The sequence below is a fragment of the Rhizobium moroccans genome, from assembly GCF_057559155.1.
The window spans coordinates 168,384-184,865 of the sequence record NZ_JBHFJG010000002.1; the positions used below are offsets into that span (position 1 = coordinate 168,384).

The 16,482-nt window shown below is 58.9% G+C and carries 17 protein-coding genes; 11 read left to right on the top strand and 6 right to left on the bottom strand.

The window, feature by feature from the left end; genetic code table 11:
* Window positions 1-4 precede the first annotated feature (4 nt).
* The gene (locus ACE04I_RS02530) at window positions 5-1,039 is read right to left on the bottom strand and encodes an ABC transporter substrate-binding protein (RefSeq protein WP_487206514.1); all 1,035 of its coding nucleotides are present in this window, start codon (window positions 1,037-1,039) and stop codon (window positions 5-7) included.
* A gap of 330 nt (window positions 1,040-1,369) precedes the next feature.
* On the opposite strand from ACE04I_RS02530, the gene ACE04I_RS02535 reads away from it, so the two are divergent.
* Window positions 1,370-2,101, top strand: coding sequence for a phosphotransferase enzyme family protein (locus ACE04I_RS02535; RefSeq protein WP_487206515.1), 732 nt, complete (start codon window positions 1,370-1,372; stop codon window positions 2,099-2,101).
* A 222-nt stretch (window positions 2,102-2,323) separates the two neighbouring features.
* Here the strand turns inward: ACE04I_RS02535 and ACE04I_RS02540 are convergent, their stop codons facing one another.
* Complete coding sequence (locus ACE04I_RS02540) at window positions 2,324-2,509, bottom strand: Fic family protein (RefSeq protein ID WP_487206516.1); 186 nt, start codon at window positions 2,507-2,509, stop codon at window positions 2,324-2,326.
* Window positions 2,510-2,551: 42 nt separating this feature from the next.
* On the bottom strand, window positions 2,552-2,842 hold the full coding sequence (locus ACE04I_RS02545) for an addiction module antidote protein (protein WP_046793668.1): 291 nt from the start codon (window positions 2,840-2,842) through the stop codon (window positions 2,552-2,554).
* A gap of 324 nt (window positions 2,843-3,166) precedes the next feature.
* On the opposite strand from ACE04I_RS02545, the gene ACE04I_RS02550 reads away from it, so the two are divergent.
* The 3 genes from ACE04I_RS02550 to ACE04I_RS02560 all read left to right on the top strand — a co-directional run bounded on the left by ACE04I_RS02550 (window position 3,167) and on the right by ACE04I_RS02560 (window position 8,087).
* On the top strand, window positions 3,167-4,954 hold the full coding sequence (locus ACE04I_RS02550) for an oleate hydratase (protein WP_487206517.1): 1,788 nt from the start codon (window positions 3,167-3,169) through the stop codon (window positions 4,952-4,954).
* A 669-nt stretch (window positions 4,955-5,623) separates the two neighbouring features.
* The gene (locus ACE04I_RS02555) at window positions 5,624-6,679 is read left to right on the top strand and encodes a polysaccharide pyruvyl transferase family protein (RefSeq protein WP_487206518.1); all 1,056 of its coding nucleotides are present in this window, start codon (window positions 5,624-5,626) and stop codon (window positions 6,677-6,679) included.
* A 106-nt stretch (window positions 6,680-6,785) separates the two neighbouring features.
* On the top strand, window positions 6,786-8,087 hold the full coding sequence (locus ACE04I_RS02560; RefSeq protein ID WP_487206550.1) for a Coenzyme F420 hydrogenase/dehydrogenase, beta subunit C-terminal domain: 1,302 nt from the start codon (window positions 6,786-6,788) through the stop codon (window positions 8,085-8,087).
* Between the two features lie 281 nt (window positions 8,088-8,368).
* On the opposite strand, the gene ACE04I_RS02565 is transcribed toward ACE04I_RS02560, so the two are convergent.
* Together ACE04I_RS02565 and ACE04I_RS02570 are read right to left on the bottom strand one after the other, a co-directional pair.
* Window positions 8,369-8,803, bottom strand: a complete 435-nt coding sequence (locus ACE04I_RS02565) for a type II toxin-antitoxin system VapC family toxin (RefSeq protein WP_046793097.1) — start codon at window positions 8,801-8,803, stop codon at window positions 8,369-8,371.
* Window positions 8,803-9,042, bottom strand: coding sequence for a type II toxin-antitoxin system VapB family antitoxin (locus ACE04I_RS02570; protein WP_046793096.1), 240 nt, complete (start codon window positions 9,040-9,042; stop codon window positions 8,803-8,805). The genes ACE04I_RS02565 and ACE04I_RS02570 overlap by 1 nt, the downstream gene beginning before the upstream one ends.
* Before the next feature lie 275 nt (window positions 9,043-9,317).
* Between ACE04I_RS02570 and ACE04I_RS02575 the strand changes: the two genes are divergently transcribed.
* The 5 genes from ACE04I_RS02575 to ACE04I_RS02595 all read left to right on the top strand — a co-directional run bounded on the left by ACE04I_RS02575 (window position 9,318) and on the right by ACE04I_RS02595 (window position 14,112).
* Window positions 9,318-9,848: a sigma-70 family RNA polymerase sigma factor gene (locus ACE04I_RS02575; protein WP_487206519.1), complete on the top strand. Its 531-nt coding sequence runs from the start codon at window positions 9,318-9,320 to the stop codon at window positions 9,846-9,848.
* Entirely contained in the window at window positions 9,841-10,602 is a 762-nt protein-coding gene (locus ACE04I_RS02580; protein ID WP_046793094.1) for an anti-sigma factor family protein, read from the top strand. Before ACE04I_RS02575 ends, ACE04I_RS02580 begins: the two co-directional genes overlap by 8 nt.
* Window positions 10,603-10,619: 17 nt before the next feature.
* Window positions 10,620-11,336 (top strand): Bax inhibitor-1/YccA family protein, encoded by a 717-nt coding sequence (locus tag ACE04I_RS02585; RefSeq protein ID WP_046793093.1) that lies wholly within the window; start codon window positions 10,620-10,622, stop codon window positions 11,334-11,336.
* Between the two features lie 29 nt (window positions 11,337-11,365).
* A complete protein-coding gene (locus tag ACE04I_RS02590; RefSeq protein ID WP_046793092.1) occupies window positions 11,366-11,935 on the top strand; it encodes a DUF2076 domain-containing protein in 570 nt (189 codons plus the stop codon).
* A gap of 593 nt (window positions 11,936-12,528) precedes the next feature.
* The gene (locus ACE04I_RS02595) at window positions 12,529-14,112 is read left to right on the top strand and encodes a TerC family protein (protein ID WP_046793091.1); all 1,584 of its coding nucleotides are present in this window, start codon (window positions 12,529-12,531) and stop codon (window positions 14,110-14,112) included.
* Window positions 14,113-14,555: 443 nt separating this feature from the next.
* Here the strand turns inward: ACE04I_RS02595 and ACE04I_RS02600 are convergent, their stop codons facing one another.
* Window positions 14,556-14,702: a hypothetical protein gene (locus ACE04I_RS02600; RefSeq protein ID WP_487206520.1), complete on the bottom strand. Its 147-nt coding sequence runs from the start codon at window positions 14,700-14,702 to the stop codon at window positions 14,556-14,558.
* 92 nt (window positions 14,703-14,794) lie between these two features.
* Between ACE04I_RS02600 and ACE04I_RS02605 the strand changes: the two genes are divergently transcribed.
* Both ACE04I_RS02605 and ACE04I_RS02610 read left to right on the top strand, forming a co-directional pair.
* Window positions 14,795-14,872, top strand: coding sequence for a hypothetical protein (locus ACE04I_RS02605; RefSeq protein WP_487206551.1), 78 nt, complete (start codon window positions 14,795-14,797; stop codon window positions 14,870-14,872).
* 551 nt (window positions 14,873-15,423) lie between these two features.
* The gene (locus ACE04I_RS02610) at window positions 15,424-15,984 is read left to right on the top strand and encodes a GNAT family N-acetyltransferase (RefSeq protein WP_046793089.1); all 561 of its coding nucleotides are present in this window, start codon (window positions 15,424-15,426) and stop codon (window positions 15,982-15,984) included.
* Window positions 15,985-16,482: the final 498 nt, after the last annotated feature.

Below are 16,482 nucleotides of genomic sequence, written 5' to 3' on the forward strand. Positions count from 1 at the left end.
GCGATCACCCGACCTGCTTGCGGATATCGGCAGTCGCCTCGAGGATCGAAAGGGTCATGACATCCTCGACAGTCGGAGCCGTCTCTTTGAACTGGTCGAGATCAGCGTAGGTCTTGATCTGCGCTGCCCAATTTTCCTCAGTCATGGTTCCCCAACCATCCACCTTCGTCGTCTCGTTGAAAGCGAACTTCATCAGCGGTCCGATCGTCTCGAGTTCGCTTGTCTTGTCGAGGTTGGGATAGGCGTCGATCAGGAGATCGACAGCCTCGCTTTGGTTATCGCGTGCATAGCCCCACCCCTTGGCGGTCGCCGAAATGAAGCCGGCTAGTTCTTCGGAATGATCCGCAAGTTCTTGGTCGGTCGTGTAATAGACGTTGGCGTAAAGCTGTATGCCCGCGTCCCACAGCATCAGATCGATTCTGTCATCGCCGAGAACCTTGAGTGCATTCGTGTTGGTGATCCAGCCCACCACGACATCGGCCTGGCCGGTCACGAGCTGGTTCATGTCTGCACCCATGTTGACGACGTTGACCTGGTCTTCGGGGACACCGTTCTTGGTCAGGAGCGCGCGCAGCAGAACCGCGCCGGTCGGCTGGATTGCAACCGTCTTGCCGATCATATCCTGAGCGCTTCGAACCGGCTTGGCCTTTCTGGAGAAGTAGGCATAGGGGTGTTGCTGATAGCCGACTGCAATCGCTTTGATCGGAACGCCGGCGCCACGCGCCAGCATGACGGAGGGGCTCGAAGAGATCTGTCCGATCGACGCTTGACCGGCCGCGACGCCGGCAACGCCGTCGACATTCGGTCCGCCAGGGACGATCTCCAGATCGAGCCCATGTTCGGAATAGTAGCCTTTCTTGATCGCAACGATCTCGCCAAGGAGACCGTTGGAGGCGAGCCAGCCGAGCTGCATGCGGATTTTAGCGGGTTCACCGGCGGAACCGGGTCGAACCGACAGGAGAGTCTGCGCGGCGGCAAGACCACCAATGGCCGCTGCCGTCTTCATGAAACCACGTCTGTTGATGCTAAGGTCTGACATTTTATTCCCCTCTTTTTTGCAAAAGACGTTTGATTGAATTGATCATCACCTAACGGAGCGTTCGTATAAAGAATAATTTTTAGTTCAATCGATTGCCAAATTGGCAACGCGCTCAAATGGCTGACGAATGACTGTAAAGGCAGCATGGGCAGCTCGGCTGCAGAGCTGTTATGTTCCGTCCGCTCCAGACAATCGATCACAGTGGTCCGGAGAACGAGGGAGGATAACCGCGAACACCTATCCGTTGGGATCATTACCGACACGGCCGGCACCGTTTCGAGCGTGTCGGCGATATCCATCAATTGACCTGAAGCCTTGAAAGTGTTGCCAATGGGATGGAATGCACTCGAATATTGGGGGAAAGACGCTCGCCGCCTGCAACCACTGACTGGCGGTGTCGCCAATGATGTTTGGAGCGTGCAAATTGGTGGGCAGCTTGCAGTCGCCCGCCTTGGCACTCGCAGCAACGCTGATCTGGGTTGGGAGACAGAGCTCCTCCAGCACCTTGACCGAAACGGCATGACGGTCCCGTTACCTATCCCGACGATGGATGGCCGGATGTTCGTCGATGGCCTGTTGGTGATGCAATACCTAGAGGGCGGGCCGCCTGAGACAGCGGACGACTGGCGCCGCGTGGCCGACACGCTGCGTCAACTGCATCGACTGACGCAGGTTTGGCCGCAGCGTCCGGGCTGGAAATCCTCTACCGACCTGCTGCAAGTTGACCGGGGGACGCGCATCGATCTCACCGCAATGCCACCCGAGGGCGTTGCTCGATGCCGGGCGGCCTGGGCGCGGCTTGCAGGCCGTCAGACATGCGTCGTCCACGGTGACGCTAATCCACGCAACATACTCCTGAGTGCCGGCCGGGTCGCGCTCATCGACTGGGACGAATCACATGTCGACGTTCCTGATCTTGACCTAGAACTGCCCCACAATGCAGCTGATCTCGATGCACACGCATGGGACATCGCCGAACAGGCATCGGCGGCCTGGGAGGCCGCTGTCTGCTGGAGGGACGAATACGCCGTCAAGCGGCTGGCGCAGGTTCGGGCCGTCTAGCCACCAGCTTCCTTGCGCGGCACCTTCATGCGTCCCATTGCTCCTGGCTTGAGCTCAGCGTCGTCTAACCGCTTCCCTTTCGGCTATGGAATATCGATGGTAACGGGTGGCGCCTTTCGCACCATCCATGCCGGGGGATTTCCGCGAACATGCGACGCATGGACGCCAGATCGCTGCACCGGTGGGCGGCGACTGAGACGAACGCCATGCTCTCGTCGGAAATCACGCCGAATTCGAACGAATACCTAGCCCTTTCGGCCAGGGTACGAAGAATTCAACCAGGGTCCGGCCGTTGCCTTCGCGGAAAGGATGAGTGGAGTTCATCCGTGCCAAGGCATCGACCGCTTCCGGTGCGGCGGTGTCGCGATTAAGGCCCCGCAAGAAATTGCGGGATTCGATATCCGACATGGAAGGTTTCATGCCTGAGATGACCGGCCCATTCGCCTCCCGTCAGGCAGCATTGTGCTTCGGCGTTAGATGGAAACCGATGGCCTTCAGAACCGCGATGGTTGTTTCAAGCGTCGGATTTCCGTTTGGGCTCAGGGAGCGATACAGGTGTTCACGGCTCAGCCCAGTGTCACGAGAAATTTGAGTCATGCCTTTTGCACGCGCGATCGTGCCAAGGGCAGACGCAATCAGTTTGGGATCTCCTGCCTCCATAGCCTCTGCGAGAAAGGCTTCGATAGCCTCGTCGCTCGTCAGCATTTCTGCTACGTCAAAATCATAGAATTTCTCAGCCATCATTATCACTCCATTGGGCGGCGATCTCTTTGGCCTTGACCGTCTCCGCGTCGGTCTCGCTCGTGATCGAGACGGTGACGCTGCCCTCTGGATTTGAGGGGTATAGAAAACGGCAACACTGTCGCCCTTTCGCATGGTCCTGTCCTTCCTGATCTGCACGACAACCTTGCTGCGTCGGATTTCGAGCCGTCCAAAGTCGTTCCATTCCTTACGCTGCCAGTGTCATTTGATCCTGGCGTGACTATACGCTTGAATGCTTCGCGAACTGCCACTCCAAGATCCATATGGCATTCCTGGAAAACACAGGCACGTCCGATACAACCAATGGAGTTCGAGATGTACAGAACAAACGGTAACTTCGAGGCGTTTGCCCGCCCTCTCAAGCCGGAAGGGATCGACGGTCGCCGCGCTTATTTCGTCGGTGCGGGGCTTGCCTCGCTGTCAGGTGCCGCGTTCCTGATCCGGGACGCGCAAATGCCGGGTTCTGCCATCACGATCTTCGAGGAACTCGCTTTGCCGGGCGGTAGCATGGACGGCATACTCGACGAACATAAAGGCTTCATCATCCGCGGCGGGCGCGAAATGGAGGCGCATTTCGAGACGCTATGGGACCTGTTCCGTTCGATCCCCTCGCTCCGGACGCCAGACGCTTCCGTTCTGGACGAGATGTACTGGCTGCACAAGACGGACCCCGCCACCAACCCGCGCCGGGCTATCCACAAGCGGGGTGAGCCCATCGAGCAGATGCCGGACCTGACGCTGACGCCGAAAGCGGTCGAGGAGCTTGTCGCGCTCGCCCTGATGCGGGAGCAGGATCTCGATGACAAGCGCATCGACGAGGTCTTTACCGAGGAGTTCTTTGCTTCCAACTTCTGGCTCTACTGGGCAACGATGTTCGCGTTTGAGCCTTGGGCCAGCGCACTTGAGATGCGGCGCTATATCCTGCGCTTCGTTCATCATGTGTCGACGCTCGCCGACCTCAGTTCGCTGCGCTTCACCTATTATAACCAATATGAATCGCTTATCCGGCCGCTCGTTAGTTATCTTGAGGGACACGGCGTAACATTCCAGTACGACACGCAGGTCGATGATATCCTGGTCACCGACGCCGCAGGAGAGAAGGTGGCGACCACCATCAATCTTACGGTAAGCGGACAAGCCCGCCAAATCGACGTCGCGCCTAAAGACCTGGTATTCGTCACCAACGGCTCGATCACCGAAAGCTCGACCTACGGTGACAATGAAACGCCGGCACCGATCGTCACAGACCGCGGCGGCGCTTGGTCGCTGTGGAAGAACATGGCGGCGCGCGACCGCTCATTCGGCCGTCCCGAAAAGTTCTGCGAGAACATCCCAGAGGCGAATTGGACGATCTCGGCGACTGTCACTCTGACCGACGACCGTATCGCCCCTTACATCGAGCGGATTACCGGCCGCGATCCGCGCTCGGGAAGGATCGTAACCGGAGGGCCGTGCAGCATCAAGGACTCGAGCTGGCTATACGGTTTTTCGATGAGCCGGCAGCCCCATTTCGCCGCGCAGGATCCGCAGAAGGATCTCGTCGTTTGGCTCTATGGCCTGTTTTCAGACAAGCCGGGGGATTACGTCAAAAAGCCGATCCGCGAATGCACCGGTGCCGAACTATGTGCTGAGTGGCTTTATCATCTGGGTGTGCCTGAGGAGGAAATCGACGATTTCGCGCATAATTCGGCGCGCACGATCCCTTGCAACATGCCCTACATTTCTTCCTACTTCATGCCGCGCGCCGCCGGCGACCGGCCGTTAGTCGTGCCGGAGAGATCGAAGAACCTGGCCTTTATCGGCAATTTCGCCGAAACCGAGCGGGATACGGTATTCACCACCGAATATTCGGTACGTACCGCAATGGAGGCGGTTTATACGTTGACGGGCGTCGATCGCGGCGTGCCGGAGGTTTTTGCATCCTCATTCGACATCCGGGTGCTGCTGAGTGCACTCTATCACCTCAACGATCGCAAGCCTCTACATGAGGTGGAGATGCCCATTGTCACCCGTTTGATCGGAAAAGCGGTACTATCCAAGGTCAAGGGCACCTATATCGAAGAGCTTTTGGCCGAAGCAAAGCTGATATGAAAACCACACGTTCTCCGTTGTCAGTTCGCCTCAACAGCGGCACTGGAGTTCGTCGGGCGGCTCGCGCGGTCAATGGTCATGGGGAAGGGGAAGGGGAAGGGGAAGGGCGATATGCACTCAAAAACTGGTCGCTGATCTACCCGGGGGATGGCGACGCGCCCGCCCTGGCGCCCATACGGCTGCCGATGACTTGGCTTTGTCGCCAGGGGGCGGGCGGGTGTTCAAGGCGCCGATGCTCGCTCGCTGGAAGGCATTCGCCAACGGCCAGGCTCTCGGAGCCGGCTCTTCTGAACGCTATCGCTGAGACCGCACAGGGCATCGACGCCCGGGTGGGGCTGCCGGAGCGTGATGCCGTGCTGGAACGCATCGATACCCATGTAAAGACCCTGGTGCTGATCCTGATAGGTTGAGCGGATTCATTCGATCAGGGCGCGTGGGGCTTTCCCGTGGCAGGAGAAAGGCTTTCACCGCGCCGAGGCGTTGGGCGGAGCGTCCGGATGGCTGCCGTCAGCGGCGCAAACGTCGCCGATACCTGCACAGCGTAGCGCTCTGAGCCATTGAATCGGACCCTATGCCGGCAGCCGGCATGAGTCCTGCAAGCGAAAAACCCATGGAACTCTGTCGCTTCTATTCGGTTACTTCTCGACACGTTGTCGTCTGGGTATTTCCGTGCGCAAGGTCGGGGTTCTTACCTTTCATCGATGCATAAACTACGGCTCCTATTGGCAGGCGCGCTGCCTGGTCGAAGGGCTCAGCTCCATGGGCCTCGATGCCGTGCTTTTGGAGCACAGGTCCCGCCGCGTCGATCGGGCGGAGTGGAAATGCGCCCTTCGGCCGGTTCCGAACGAGAATGGCGATCATGCGCTCTATAGGGCCAAGATCCGGAAATTCTTCCACTCGATCGCGACCTTGCCGCTGTCTGCGCCCTTTCCTCTCGAAGAGCCTGCCCGAACGGAGGATTTCGATCTCGTCATCGTCGGCAGCGACGAAGTCTGGAACCTCAAGCACCCCTGGTATGGAGGCTCTCTGCTCTTTTACGGCGACGGTTTTCGCTCCTCGCGACTCGCCTCCTATGCCGCAAGCTTCGGCAACCAGATCTCTCCCGATGGCATGAACGGCTTCTGGACCGACAAGCTTTTGAACTTTGCCGACATATCTGTCCGCGACCTCAACTCCGCCCGGCTCATCCGCGATCTTTTAGGCTACGAGCCCGAACTCGTTTTGGACCCATGCCTCCAGTTCCCGCGGGTGATCACCGCGCGCGAAAAAGTCGATCCCGGACACGACTATATAGCCCTTTACGGGCATGGTTTTCCGGCCTGGTTCCAAAAGTCCGTGCGGACTTGGGCACGAGAGAAGGGATATCCTCTCGTCAGCATCGGCTACAGGAACGATTGGGCCGATAGCCAATGGATCGATGCCGGACCGGAGGATTACGCCGGCTTCATAGCCGGAGCGCGCGCCGTCGTCACAAACTTCTTCCACGGCTGCATCTTCGCCCTGGTGAATGGGAAGCCTTTCGCCTGCGTGCTTTCCGACTACCGCTCCAACAAGATTCGCGACCTGACCACCCTTATCGGCGCTGATCGCCGTCTCATAGGAGAGGAAAGCGCCTCCATGGATTTGCCCCAGGCGCTCGATCATCCACCGGAACTGGTGATTTCGGAGCGAATCGCAGCACTCAGGCGCAATTCGAATGACTATCTCCGCCATGTCGTCCGGTAGAGCTCTTCGGAAACCCACGTCGGAAGACCTATGCGCACCGCGGGATATCCTGCGCTCCGGGCTCTGCATCGGCTGCGGCGCCTGCCTCGCCGGGTCCGAGCGGGAGATGGCCTTCGACCGCTACGGCCAATTGAAGCCGACAGGCGCTGCAGCGTGGCTTAGAGAGCCGAGCGCTGAATTTTCTGCTATTTGTCCGTTCTCTCCGGCCGCCGGCGATGAGGACGAACTGGCGCTCCGGCATTTTCCCGCAGCGGCGCATAAGGATCCGCTGCTTGGCCGGTTCGAGGTAGCCTTCGTCGGTTATGCCGAGGAAGCGGACTATCGGGCAAATGGAAGTTCGGGCGGGCTCGTGACCTGGGTCGCCAAGGAACTTCTCACCCGCGGCATGATCGATGGGGTGGCGCATGTAACCGAAAACGCGAACCCACAGGGAAACGAGCCCTTGTTCCGCTACTCGCTTTCGCGGACGCTTGCGGATCTTCGCGCCGGCGCGAAGTCCCGCTACTATCCCGTGGAGCTGTCGGGCGTGCTCGATGAAATCCGCAAAATTCCCGGCCGATATGCGGTCATCGGCGTACCCTGCTTCATCAAGGCCGTTCGGCTTTCCTGCGCCGCAGATCCCCTGTTGAAGGAGCGGATCCCCTTCACGCTCGGCCTCTTCTGCGGGCACATGAAAAGCGCCCGCATGGCCGAAAGTTTCGCATGGCAGATGCATCGCGATCTCCGTGAGGCGAAACACTTCGATTATCGGATGAAGTCCCCCGACCGCCCCGCCAACTGGTATCGGGCGCAGATGACGCTTATGGATGGAAGCACCTCCGCGCTCGATTGGTGGCATATGGCCGATGGCGACTGGGGGGCCGGTTTCTTTCAGAATTCGGCCTGCAATTTCTGCGACGACGTGGTGGCCGAGACCGCCGATATAGCATTCGGCGATGCTTGGCATGAACCCTATTCTTCCGACGGAAGGGGAACCAATGTGGTTATCGTCCGCTCCCCTCACCTTCTTAATCTCATTCAAGTCGGTATTGCCGAAAAGCGGCTATCGCTGTCACCTGTCGAACCGGACTTCGTCATCGCAACGCAGGCAGCCGGTTTCCGCCAGCGGCGCGAGGGCCTGTCCTTCCGGCTCACCTGGCCTCGACTGGGCATCCGCCCGCGCAAGCGGGTCGCGGCTGGCAGCCATCACTTGAGCGCGCAACGCAAGACGATCTACCTCATGCGCTATGCGATCAGCCATTGGAGCCACAGGGTCTTCTGGCTGGCGCGTCGATTAAACCAGCCCGTACTCTATCTCGCCTGGGCCCGCGCTGTATTGGCAAGCTATCACGGCCTTGCCTATTCACGGGGAAAATTGGGCCGCTTTCTGGCACGAATTGGCTTCGGAGGCATCGAATCTCGAAGATGAATTTAGTGCGAGGGGGGGCTAGCATTGCTCCGGGATCCTCGCCCGGCCCTCGTGAACCTGCCCTGGTACGCCGAAAAGAGTCCTAGGCCACCGGCTTTCCAGAGCTCCGCCTGCTGCTGGCTTGAGATAAAGAAGAGGAGACACACCGCCACCTTGTTGAAAGAAACAGGTGTGCGCGTATCCGCCAAGCTTGTGAGTATGCGCCGATCATGGGAATTATCGAAGAAACATAACTCATTGTCTCTACTGTTAGCTGATCCGCGGGAAAGGGGACTTCGTCGTTACCAAGCCAGATCGGTCTCGGTGAAGTCATCTCCCTTATAGGCGAGTTGCAAGCGATAAGCCTTGGCACAGGCATAGGCGAAGCAGTCACCCATGTTGAGCTTGGCAGGATGATTGACGATCTTGCCATATCGCTGCGCGGCATCGAGGGCCTTGTTGCCCACGTCACCGCTGATCATGGCTTCGCGGGCTGCAAGGTCAGTGGCGAACTGATCAACTAAGCGGCGGGCCTGCTCGAACATTTTCGGCGTGGCTGGCTTGTCCTTACCGGTGGCCTCGGCCAGTCGCCTTGCTAGAGAAAGTGTAGCCTCCATGCGAACGATGGCCGACATATAAAAAGGGCCTCCGTCCCGCTCTAGCCGGTCCATCAGCTCGGCACTATCCGGCTCTTGGGCAAGAATGGCGACGACGACTGACGCATCAACAAACAGCATCAGTCTTCGCCCCACATTTCATCGGTTTCAACCTTATGATCTCCCGGTGCAAAAGGACCGACAACCCGCGCCATTTCGAGAGACTTGGCGAGCCTCTGGCGCATTGGCAGACTGCCTCTGCGCTGTGCAATCTCATGAATGAGCGCGAGTTTGACAGCCTCGACTTTCGTGGATTTTGTCAGTCCGACCAGCTCTTCGGTGAGTTTGTCCACCTCGGGATCTTTGATATAGAGCGGCATAGCGGCATATCCTTTTAAGGATATTATAATATCCTCCCTTACATATCCTCGCAAGTAAACTTTGCTCGAAATCGGGGTACGATGAGCAACAATGGGGCGGTGCCGCCGGGAACGTATCGAAGGCTATAGCGCAGGGGCTTAAGAATGGCTCGCCTTGCCGCAGAGACCGAAAGCGGCTCCGCTTTCACGATCTTTGCTCCGGAGACAATCGTGGGAGAGATGATAAAAAAATCACCCGGGGGAAGAGAAGTCACATCTGATCCGTATATGCGGGTATGGATCCTGAAAATCGATCTTTCGACGTCATCGGGCAGCTTGGAGCGCTGAGGCGCTACGCGCGTTCCCTCGTCCGGGATTCGGCAGAGGCGGAGGATCTTGTCCACGACGCTCTTGTTCGAGCGTATGACCGTCGCATCACATTCAAAAAGGGCGCGAATCTGCGCACGTGGTTGCTCTCGATCGTTCACAACACCCATATCGACAGGATCAGAGGTGCGCTCGCGCGCCGACGTCGCGATGACGGAGCCGTTCTGGAGGCGGAGCTATCTTATTCGGGGAACCAGGAGCACGCGGTCAGGCTTCGGCAGGTCCAGCAAGCCTTCATGGCCCTGCCGGAGGATCAGCGTGAAGCTCTGCATCTTATCGCCGTGGAGGATCTCTCCTATCAGGAGGCAGCCGACGCACTCGGCGTTCCTGTCGGCACCCTGATGTCACGTGTCTCGCGTGCGCGCGCAACCCTGCGAGCCCTTGAAGCCGAAGGAAAGCACGCGAGTCACCTGAGAGTTGTGGGAGGCGGCGATGACTGACGTCGAAACCATTCTCGATACCGATCTCGATGCCTATGTCGACAATCAGCTCGATGCAGCGGGTCGTCTTCGGGTCGAGTCCTATCTTGCCCAACATCCCGCCGCGGCAGCGCGCGTCATGTCCGATCTCGGAACGCGAACGATGCTGAAGCTTATACTTGTCCCGCAGCCTGAGGCGTGTCGTCCAGACACGCGCGAGGCAGCACGCCGCCTTTCATCCGTTCTTTCGGGCAGACGCATGTGGGCCGCCCTCCAACGCGTAGCGGCGGTGGCGGTTTTAGTCTCCGCCGGATGGTTTGCCAATTCGTCTTTGGGAACCCGCGAGGTCGTGGCCTCCGTTCCTCCGCCGGTCTTTATCGAACAGGCAGTGCGCGCCCATCAAACATCGCTCGTGCGGGAAGCCATGCCCTCGCAGCCGGAAGTGAATACCTACGACCGTGAAGACATCCGCGCCGCTACCGCGATCGTCATGCCGGACCTGCCGACGGATTGGCAGATATCGGATGTTCAGGTCTTTCCGTCCAGTTACGGTCCGAGTGTCGAGGTAAGTATCCGGACGAAAGACGGCACGCAAATTTCCTTGTTCGCGGTGAGGCCCGGCCACTTCGCCGTCGAGCAGGTAAAGAACCTCACTCTCGCCGAGGCCGAGGCCGCATGGTGGCAGCTCGGCGAAGTCGCTTATGCGGTGATCTCAAGCAAGCCCGGTACCGGCCTCTCAGACGAGGCGGATCTTCTCATGAATTCACTCTACTGATCGTCAAGGAGACTTTCATGTATCAGAACCAGAACCGCTTCGGCGGCTACAGTCAGGCATCTGCTGCCGCCTTCGACGAAGGCCTGCGCAAGCACATGCTGCGCGTCTACAATTACATGGGTCTCGGTCTAGTGGTGACGGGTTTCGTCGCCTTCATCGTCGGCACGACGCCGGCGCTTTATGTGCCGATCTTCTCCACCCCACTGAAATGGGTGGTGATGCTGGCGCCGCTCGCCTTCGTGTTTTTCTTTTCGTTCCGCATCCAGACGATGTCGGCATCGACCGCCCAGCTGACCTTCTGGGCCTTTTGTGCCGTCATGGGCCTGTCGCTCGCCTCGGTCTTTCTCGTCTTCACAGGCGCCAGCATCGCCAGGACCTTCTTCATCGCCGCCACCATGTTCGGCGCGACCAGTCTCTACGGCTACGTCACCAAGCGCGACCTGTCGAAGTTCGGCTCCTTTCTGATCATGGGTCTGATCGGCGTGGTCATCGCCTCAATCGTCAACATCTTCCTTGGTTCGAGCGCGCTGCAGTTCGCGATCTCGGTGATCGGCATCATCGTCTTCGTCGGGTTGACGGCCTGGGACACGCAGAGCATCAAGGAGCGCTACGCCGAAAATTACGACCAGGAATCCCAACAGAAGCTCGCCGTGTTCGGCGCGCTGTCTCTCTACCTGAACTTCGTCAATATCTTCCAGCTTCTGCTGAATTTTACCGGGCAGCGTGAAGAGTAGCCAAAAGCAGACACCCAAGGAGTCATTTCATGGATCGCAACGACCAGCAGGCCATCGAGAGCCTGTTCTCCAAGCTCGCCCTCGTTGAGCAGCAATCCGGACAGCGCGATGCGGAATCGGACCGTTTCATCCAGCAGCGCATCAACCAACATCCGGGCGCGCCGTATTACATGGCGCAGACGATCGTCGTGCAGGAACAGGCTCTCGAAGCCGCGCAGCGCCGCATCGAGGAACTCGAGTACCAGGCTTCCCAGGGCCAGCAGCGGGGTGGCTTCTTTTCATCGATGTTCGGGAACAGCACAGCTCCCCGAAGCACGTCGCCACAACCGGCAGCCTATGGGCGCCCCGCTCCTGCCTCCCCATGGGGTAACCAGCAACAGGGCTATGGCCAGCAGACAGCGCAGCAGCGCTCGGGTGGTGGCTTCCTAGCGGGTGCCGCACAAACGGCAATGGGTGTAGCGGGCGGCGTCCTTTTAGGAAACGCGATCGCAGGAATGTTCACGGGAGACGAGGCGCAGGCCGCGGAACCGGATGCGACAGCGCCGAATGACGAAGCACCTGCCGACGACATGGACCTCGGCGGCGACGAGGACATCTGAGTTCCGTCCCGCTGCAGTTGAGCCGCCGGGTGCGCACCCGATCCTCCCAAGCCCCCCGGCGGCTCAATACCTTGCCAGAAATGTCGTTGCTTTTCCGGCCCAGCTGGACCAGACGACTTGGCGTCCCGCCTTCCGGCATGCTTATCCAGATGGCGAACCTCCATTTCTCGTCGGTCGGCGGAGCATCCAGCGCGACCACAAACGCGGGATCCGATCGACCAAGTTGTCAGATTGTCTTGGCTGCCTCGTTGGGTAGGTCGATCGAACGGAAGATGGTATTTACCCACCCATGACCACTCGAATACCTCCGAAGCTGCCGCTAAGCCGAAACGGCCAAGGCCCTCGATCAAAGGCGTGGTCTCGCCTTTCGTGGCTTTTGGCGAGGAAGATACCTCAGGATGCCTGACGGTTCCGAAACCGATGAGAGTTCGGAGAGTTGCCGAAACAACCGCGACGGTCCTGATCCGGCGTTGCGTCATCCCATCCCGGTCTCCAGCTACACGTCCGCCGCCCCGGTTATCCGGGCCACTCTTTGCGTTTTCCCGTTCAACAACAGAAGGATTGGCTAGCCCGAAAGGCGGCCTTTAAGCTCAATGATTTTCGAATGGATGTCCGACCCGGCAGCGTGGGCGGGTCTCGCCACCTTGATCGTGCTGGAGGTCGTGCTTGGCATCGATAACCTTGTCTTCATCGCGATCCTGGCCGACAAACTCCCGGAGCACCAGCGCGAGAAGGCCCGGCTAATCGGCCTCAGTCTTGCGCTCGGCATGCGACTCATACTGCTTGCTTCGGTCGCTTGGATCGTGACGCTGACGGCGCCGTTGTTCACCGTGGCAGGTCTTGAGATATCGGGAAGAGATCTCATCCTTCTGTTTGGCGGACTCTTCCTTCTTTTTAAGGGGACAATGGAGCTTCACGAGCGGCTCGAAGGACACTCCGGCGCTAAGGAGGGCAAGATCGAGCATGCCATCTTCTGGCATGTGCTGGTGCAAATCGTCGTCCTTGACGCAGTGTTCTCGCTGGACAGCGTCATCACCGCCGTTGGGATGGTTCAGCACCTCTCCGTCATGATGATCGCCGTGATCATCGCAGTCGCAGTTATGCTGCTAGCCTCGAAGCCGCTTATGGCCTTCGTGTCGAAGCATCCGACGGTGGTAATCCTCTGCCTCGGCTTCCTGATGATGATCGGCTTTTCGCTCATCGTGGAAGGCCTGGGCTTCCACATACCTAAGGGCTACCTCTATGCGGCGATCGGCTTTTCGGTGCTGATCGAGGCCTTCAACCAGATCGGCCGCCGCAATCGCGAGCGTTTCATGACGACCGGTGACCTACGCGAACGGACGGCGAGTGCCGTTCTGTCTTTGCTCGGCAGGCGGCAAAGCGAAGCCCCCCTTGGAGAGGCGGCCAACGTGATTGCGGAAAGGACATCGGAGAGCGAACTGTTCACGCCCGTCGAGCACGAGATGATCGAAAGCGTGCTGACGCTTGCCGATCGCCCGGCGAAATCCGTCATGACGCCCCGTCTCGATATCGAATGGCTGGATATCGAGGACACCGACGATGAGCTTCGCCGCAAGATCATCGAAACCGGTCATTCCCGCTTTCCGATCGCCCGCGGCAGCCTTGACGAGTTCCTCGGCGTTGCACTCGCCAAGGACCTACTCCGGGACTTTCTCGAAGACGGAAAGATCGACTTCCAGAAATCATTGCGCCAGCCGCTTGTGGTGCACGAAAGCGTCAGTGCATTGCGCCTGCTGGAACAGCTCCGCAAATCCCCGCTCCAGGTCGCCATCATTCTCGACGAGTTCGGGTCGGTGGAGGGCATGGTGACACCGACGGACCTGTTGGAAGCGATCGCCGGTGATTTCGCCGACGATGGCGACGACCAGCTCACCGTCGAGCGGGCGGACGACGGATCGTTGCTAGTCGACGGATGGATTGACATTCGCCATATCTCACGGCTTCTCGATACCGACCTTGTCGATGACGCCGATCGCTACTCCACGCTTGCGGGGCTGCTTCTCTGGAGGCTAGGACACCTGCCGCGTGAGGGCGAGACGATCGAGTTCCAGGACTTGACATATGAGGTCGTCAGCCTCGACGGGCGCAACATCGACAAGGTCAGGATCAGGCAGAAGAAGCACCACGCTTCAAGAATGGGGCTGCAAGCTGATTGAGTAATTGCCGTGATCGGGTGACATGACACGCCACCCGTATGCAGTTAGCGTACCCATATCAAGCGGGAGGACGACAATGTCCCTCCTGCGAAGAACTGCGGCATCAGACGGTCGCTTTGCGAGACTGGCGAGGTACCAATCACGACACGCTCGACAATTTCCGCCGCCAATCGAACGAGCGACGCCGTGTGACTTCCGGTGGATAAAGCGGCAACACTCCATCTATTCATGCGCATCACTGAGCACTCTTATGAACCAATGCATGAAAATGGGGTGGCCGCTTACCGAACAAGCTCGAATCTCTCAAGCATCTGCAAGAACTTCGAGTCCACGGATGGTTCTGACTGTTGGATCCATGACCTGGACGTTCATTTCAACGATCCGTCCCTGCTGTGCGGCCTCCGCGACGCGGGCAACCGGGTCGTTCTTGAGGGAATCGAGCTTCAGGCAATATCGTCGCCCTCGAAGCGCCGTCTCGTCATGTCGCCCGCGACAATCATCGTCGGGTTGGCCTTGGCGATAGTTTCCCAGCCGACGGTCGGCCACTCCTCGTTACTGTCAACGACATTCCGGATTCCGAGCTCTGCCATGAGATACGCCGGAACACCGCCCTCACCTGCCACATACGGATCGGCATTCAATATTCCACGCCGAAACACACCGGATCACGCGTCTTGTCTTCATTGGTCGCGATCTGCCCAAGGACATCATCAGCGACGGCTTCGCCAAGTGCCGCGCGGTTCGGCAGGCCGCCGAATAGCACTCCGGTCTCGCAATCAGGAACGCGATGAGATTGTCTCTTACCCGCAACCGTCTGCTTGCTGCTGCCGCAGCGGGCATCGCCTTCGCGTCATCCGGCGCATTCGTCGAAGAGGAGCATGAGACAAAGGAGGTGTGGTGACGTCATGCATGCGGTCAAGACCGGTATCAACTTCTCCATCGCGGTGATCATGGTGATCTGGACGAATCGGATCCGGCATTGCTGCCGGCAGCGGACGGGCAGCTTGGGGATAACATCGATGAGAAGCGGCCGTTCCGTATCGACCTTGAACCGGTATTTCAGTGACTTCTCTCGGCCTCTGGAAGAAGTTCACTCCCGAGCGGGTCGACGCCAGTTGCATCTGAGTAATATGTTTGGATGTCCCTATCCGAAAGCCAGAATGGACCGAAACGACTCCAGAACCGCTGAGCCAGCAGCACCCGGTATCGCTCCAACGCCACTCGGGTTAAGATGTATAGCTGAGAACCATGGACGCCTTGTCGGACCACCTACGTCAGGAGGGCAGTGTGAAATCGCCAACGGTGAGAGTTATGGCCGCGGCCGAAGAAGATCTGGCGATCGAAACGGTCATGCTGGCGTTTGCAGCGGATCCTATGGCGCGATGGACCTGGCCGCATGCACACCAGTACCTTGCGGCGATGCCGCGAATGATCCGGGCGTTCGGAAGCAGCGCATTCTCCAACGGAAGCGCCTTTTGCACCGACGGCTACGCCGGGACGGCGCTGTGGCTACCGCCCGGAATACATGCCGACGAGGAAGGGCTTGGTGCGGTGCTCGAGAGCACGGTTGCGAGCAGTCTTGCCCCCGAAACAACGGCAATATTCGAGCAGATGGCCGAGTACCACCCGACCGAACCACATTGGTACCTGCCCCTGATCGGCGTCGACCCGGCGCATCAAGGCGAAGGTCACGGCGACGCCTTGATGGCGTACGCACTCGCGCGGTGCAATCGCGATCACGTGCCAGCCTATTTGGAGTCCTCGAACCCGCGCAATATTCCGTTCTACCGACGCTACGGCTTCGAACCGCTCGGCGCGATCCAGGTCGGCTCGTCGCCGACGCTCGTCCCGATGCTGCGGCGATCGCGTTGAGCTTCAGTTCGATCCGATGGTTTGTGGCATATGGGCACCGAGCGCGACACAGCCGCGAAACGAAGACGGAATGGACCAGCTTGACCGTTTACCGACGGGGCGCCTAGTCAGGTCATAGGCGATGTTCGCTTTTAAGAGTCGGGCGATATGGAGGCGCGAAGCAGCTATTGAATGCATTGAACTCTAATGTCCAGGTCTAAGCCGTCGGGCTCGGTTGGCAGTTTTGCGGACGAACGGACGAAACGGACGATCGTCAAACCCGATAGGCGTCTGGCCACTGGCAGAGTGCCGCCACATATCATCACCGCCTTGCGGTTCACGCCTCCACGCCAGGGCACCATCTGTACCCCGCGATCATCCGCGACCCGACTATTCACGTATTTCTGAAATCTGATGACCATAGATGCCGGACCGAACCGTGCCATCCTGCGCTTTTCACCTGGATTTCCAATATTTTCCGCGCTCTGTACGGTAGCGTACCAAGCTTGTTCTATGGGC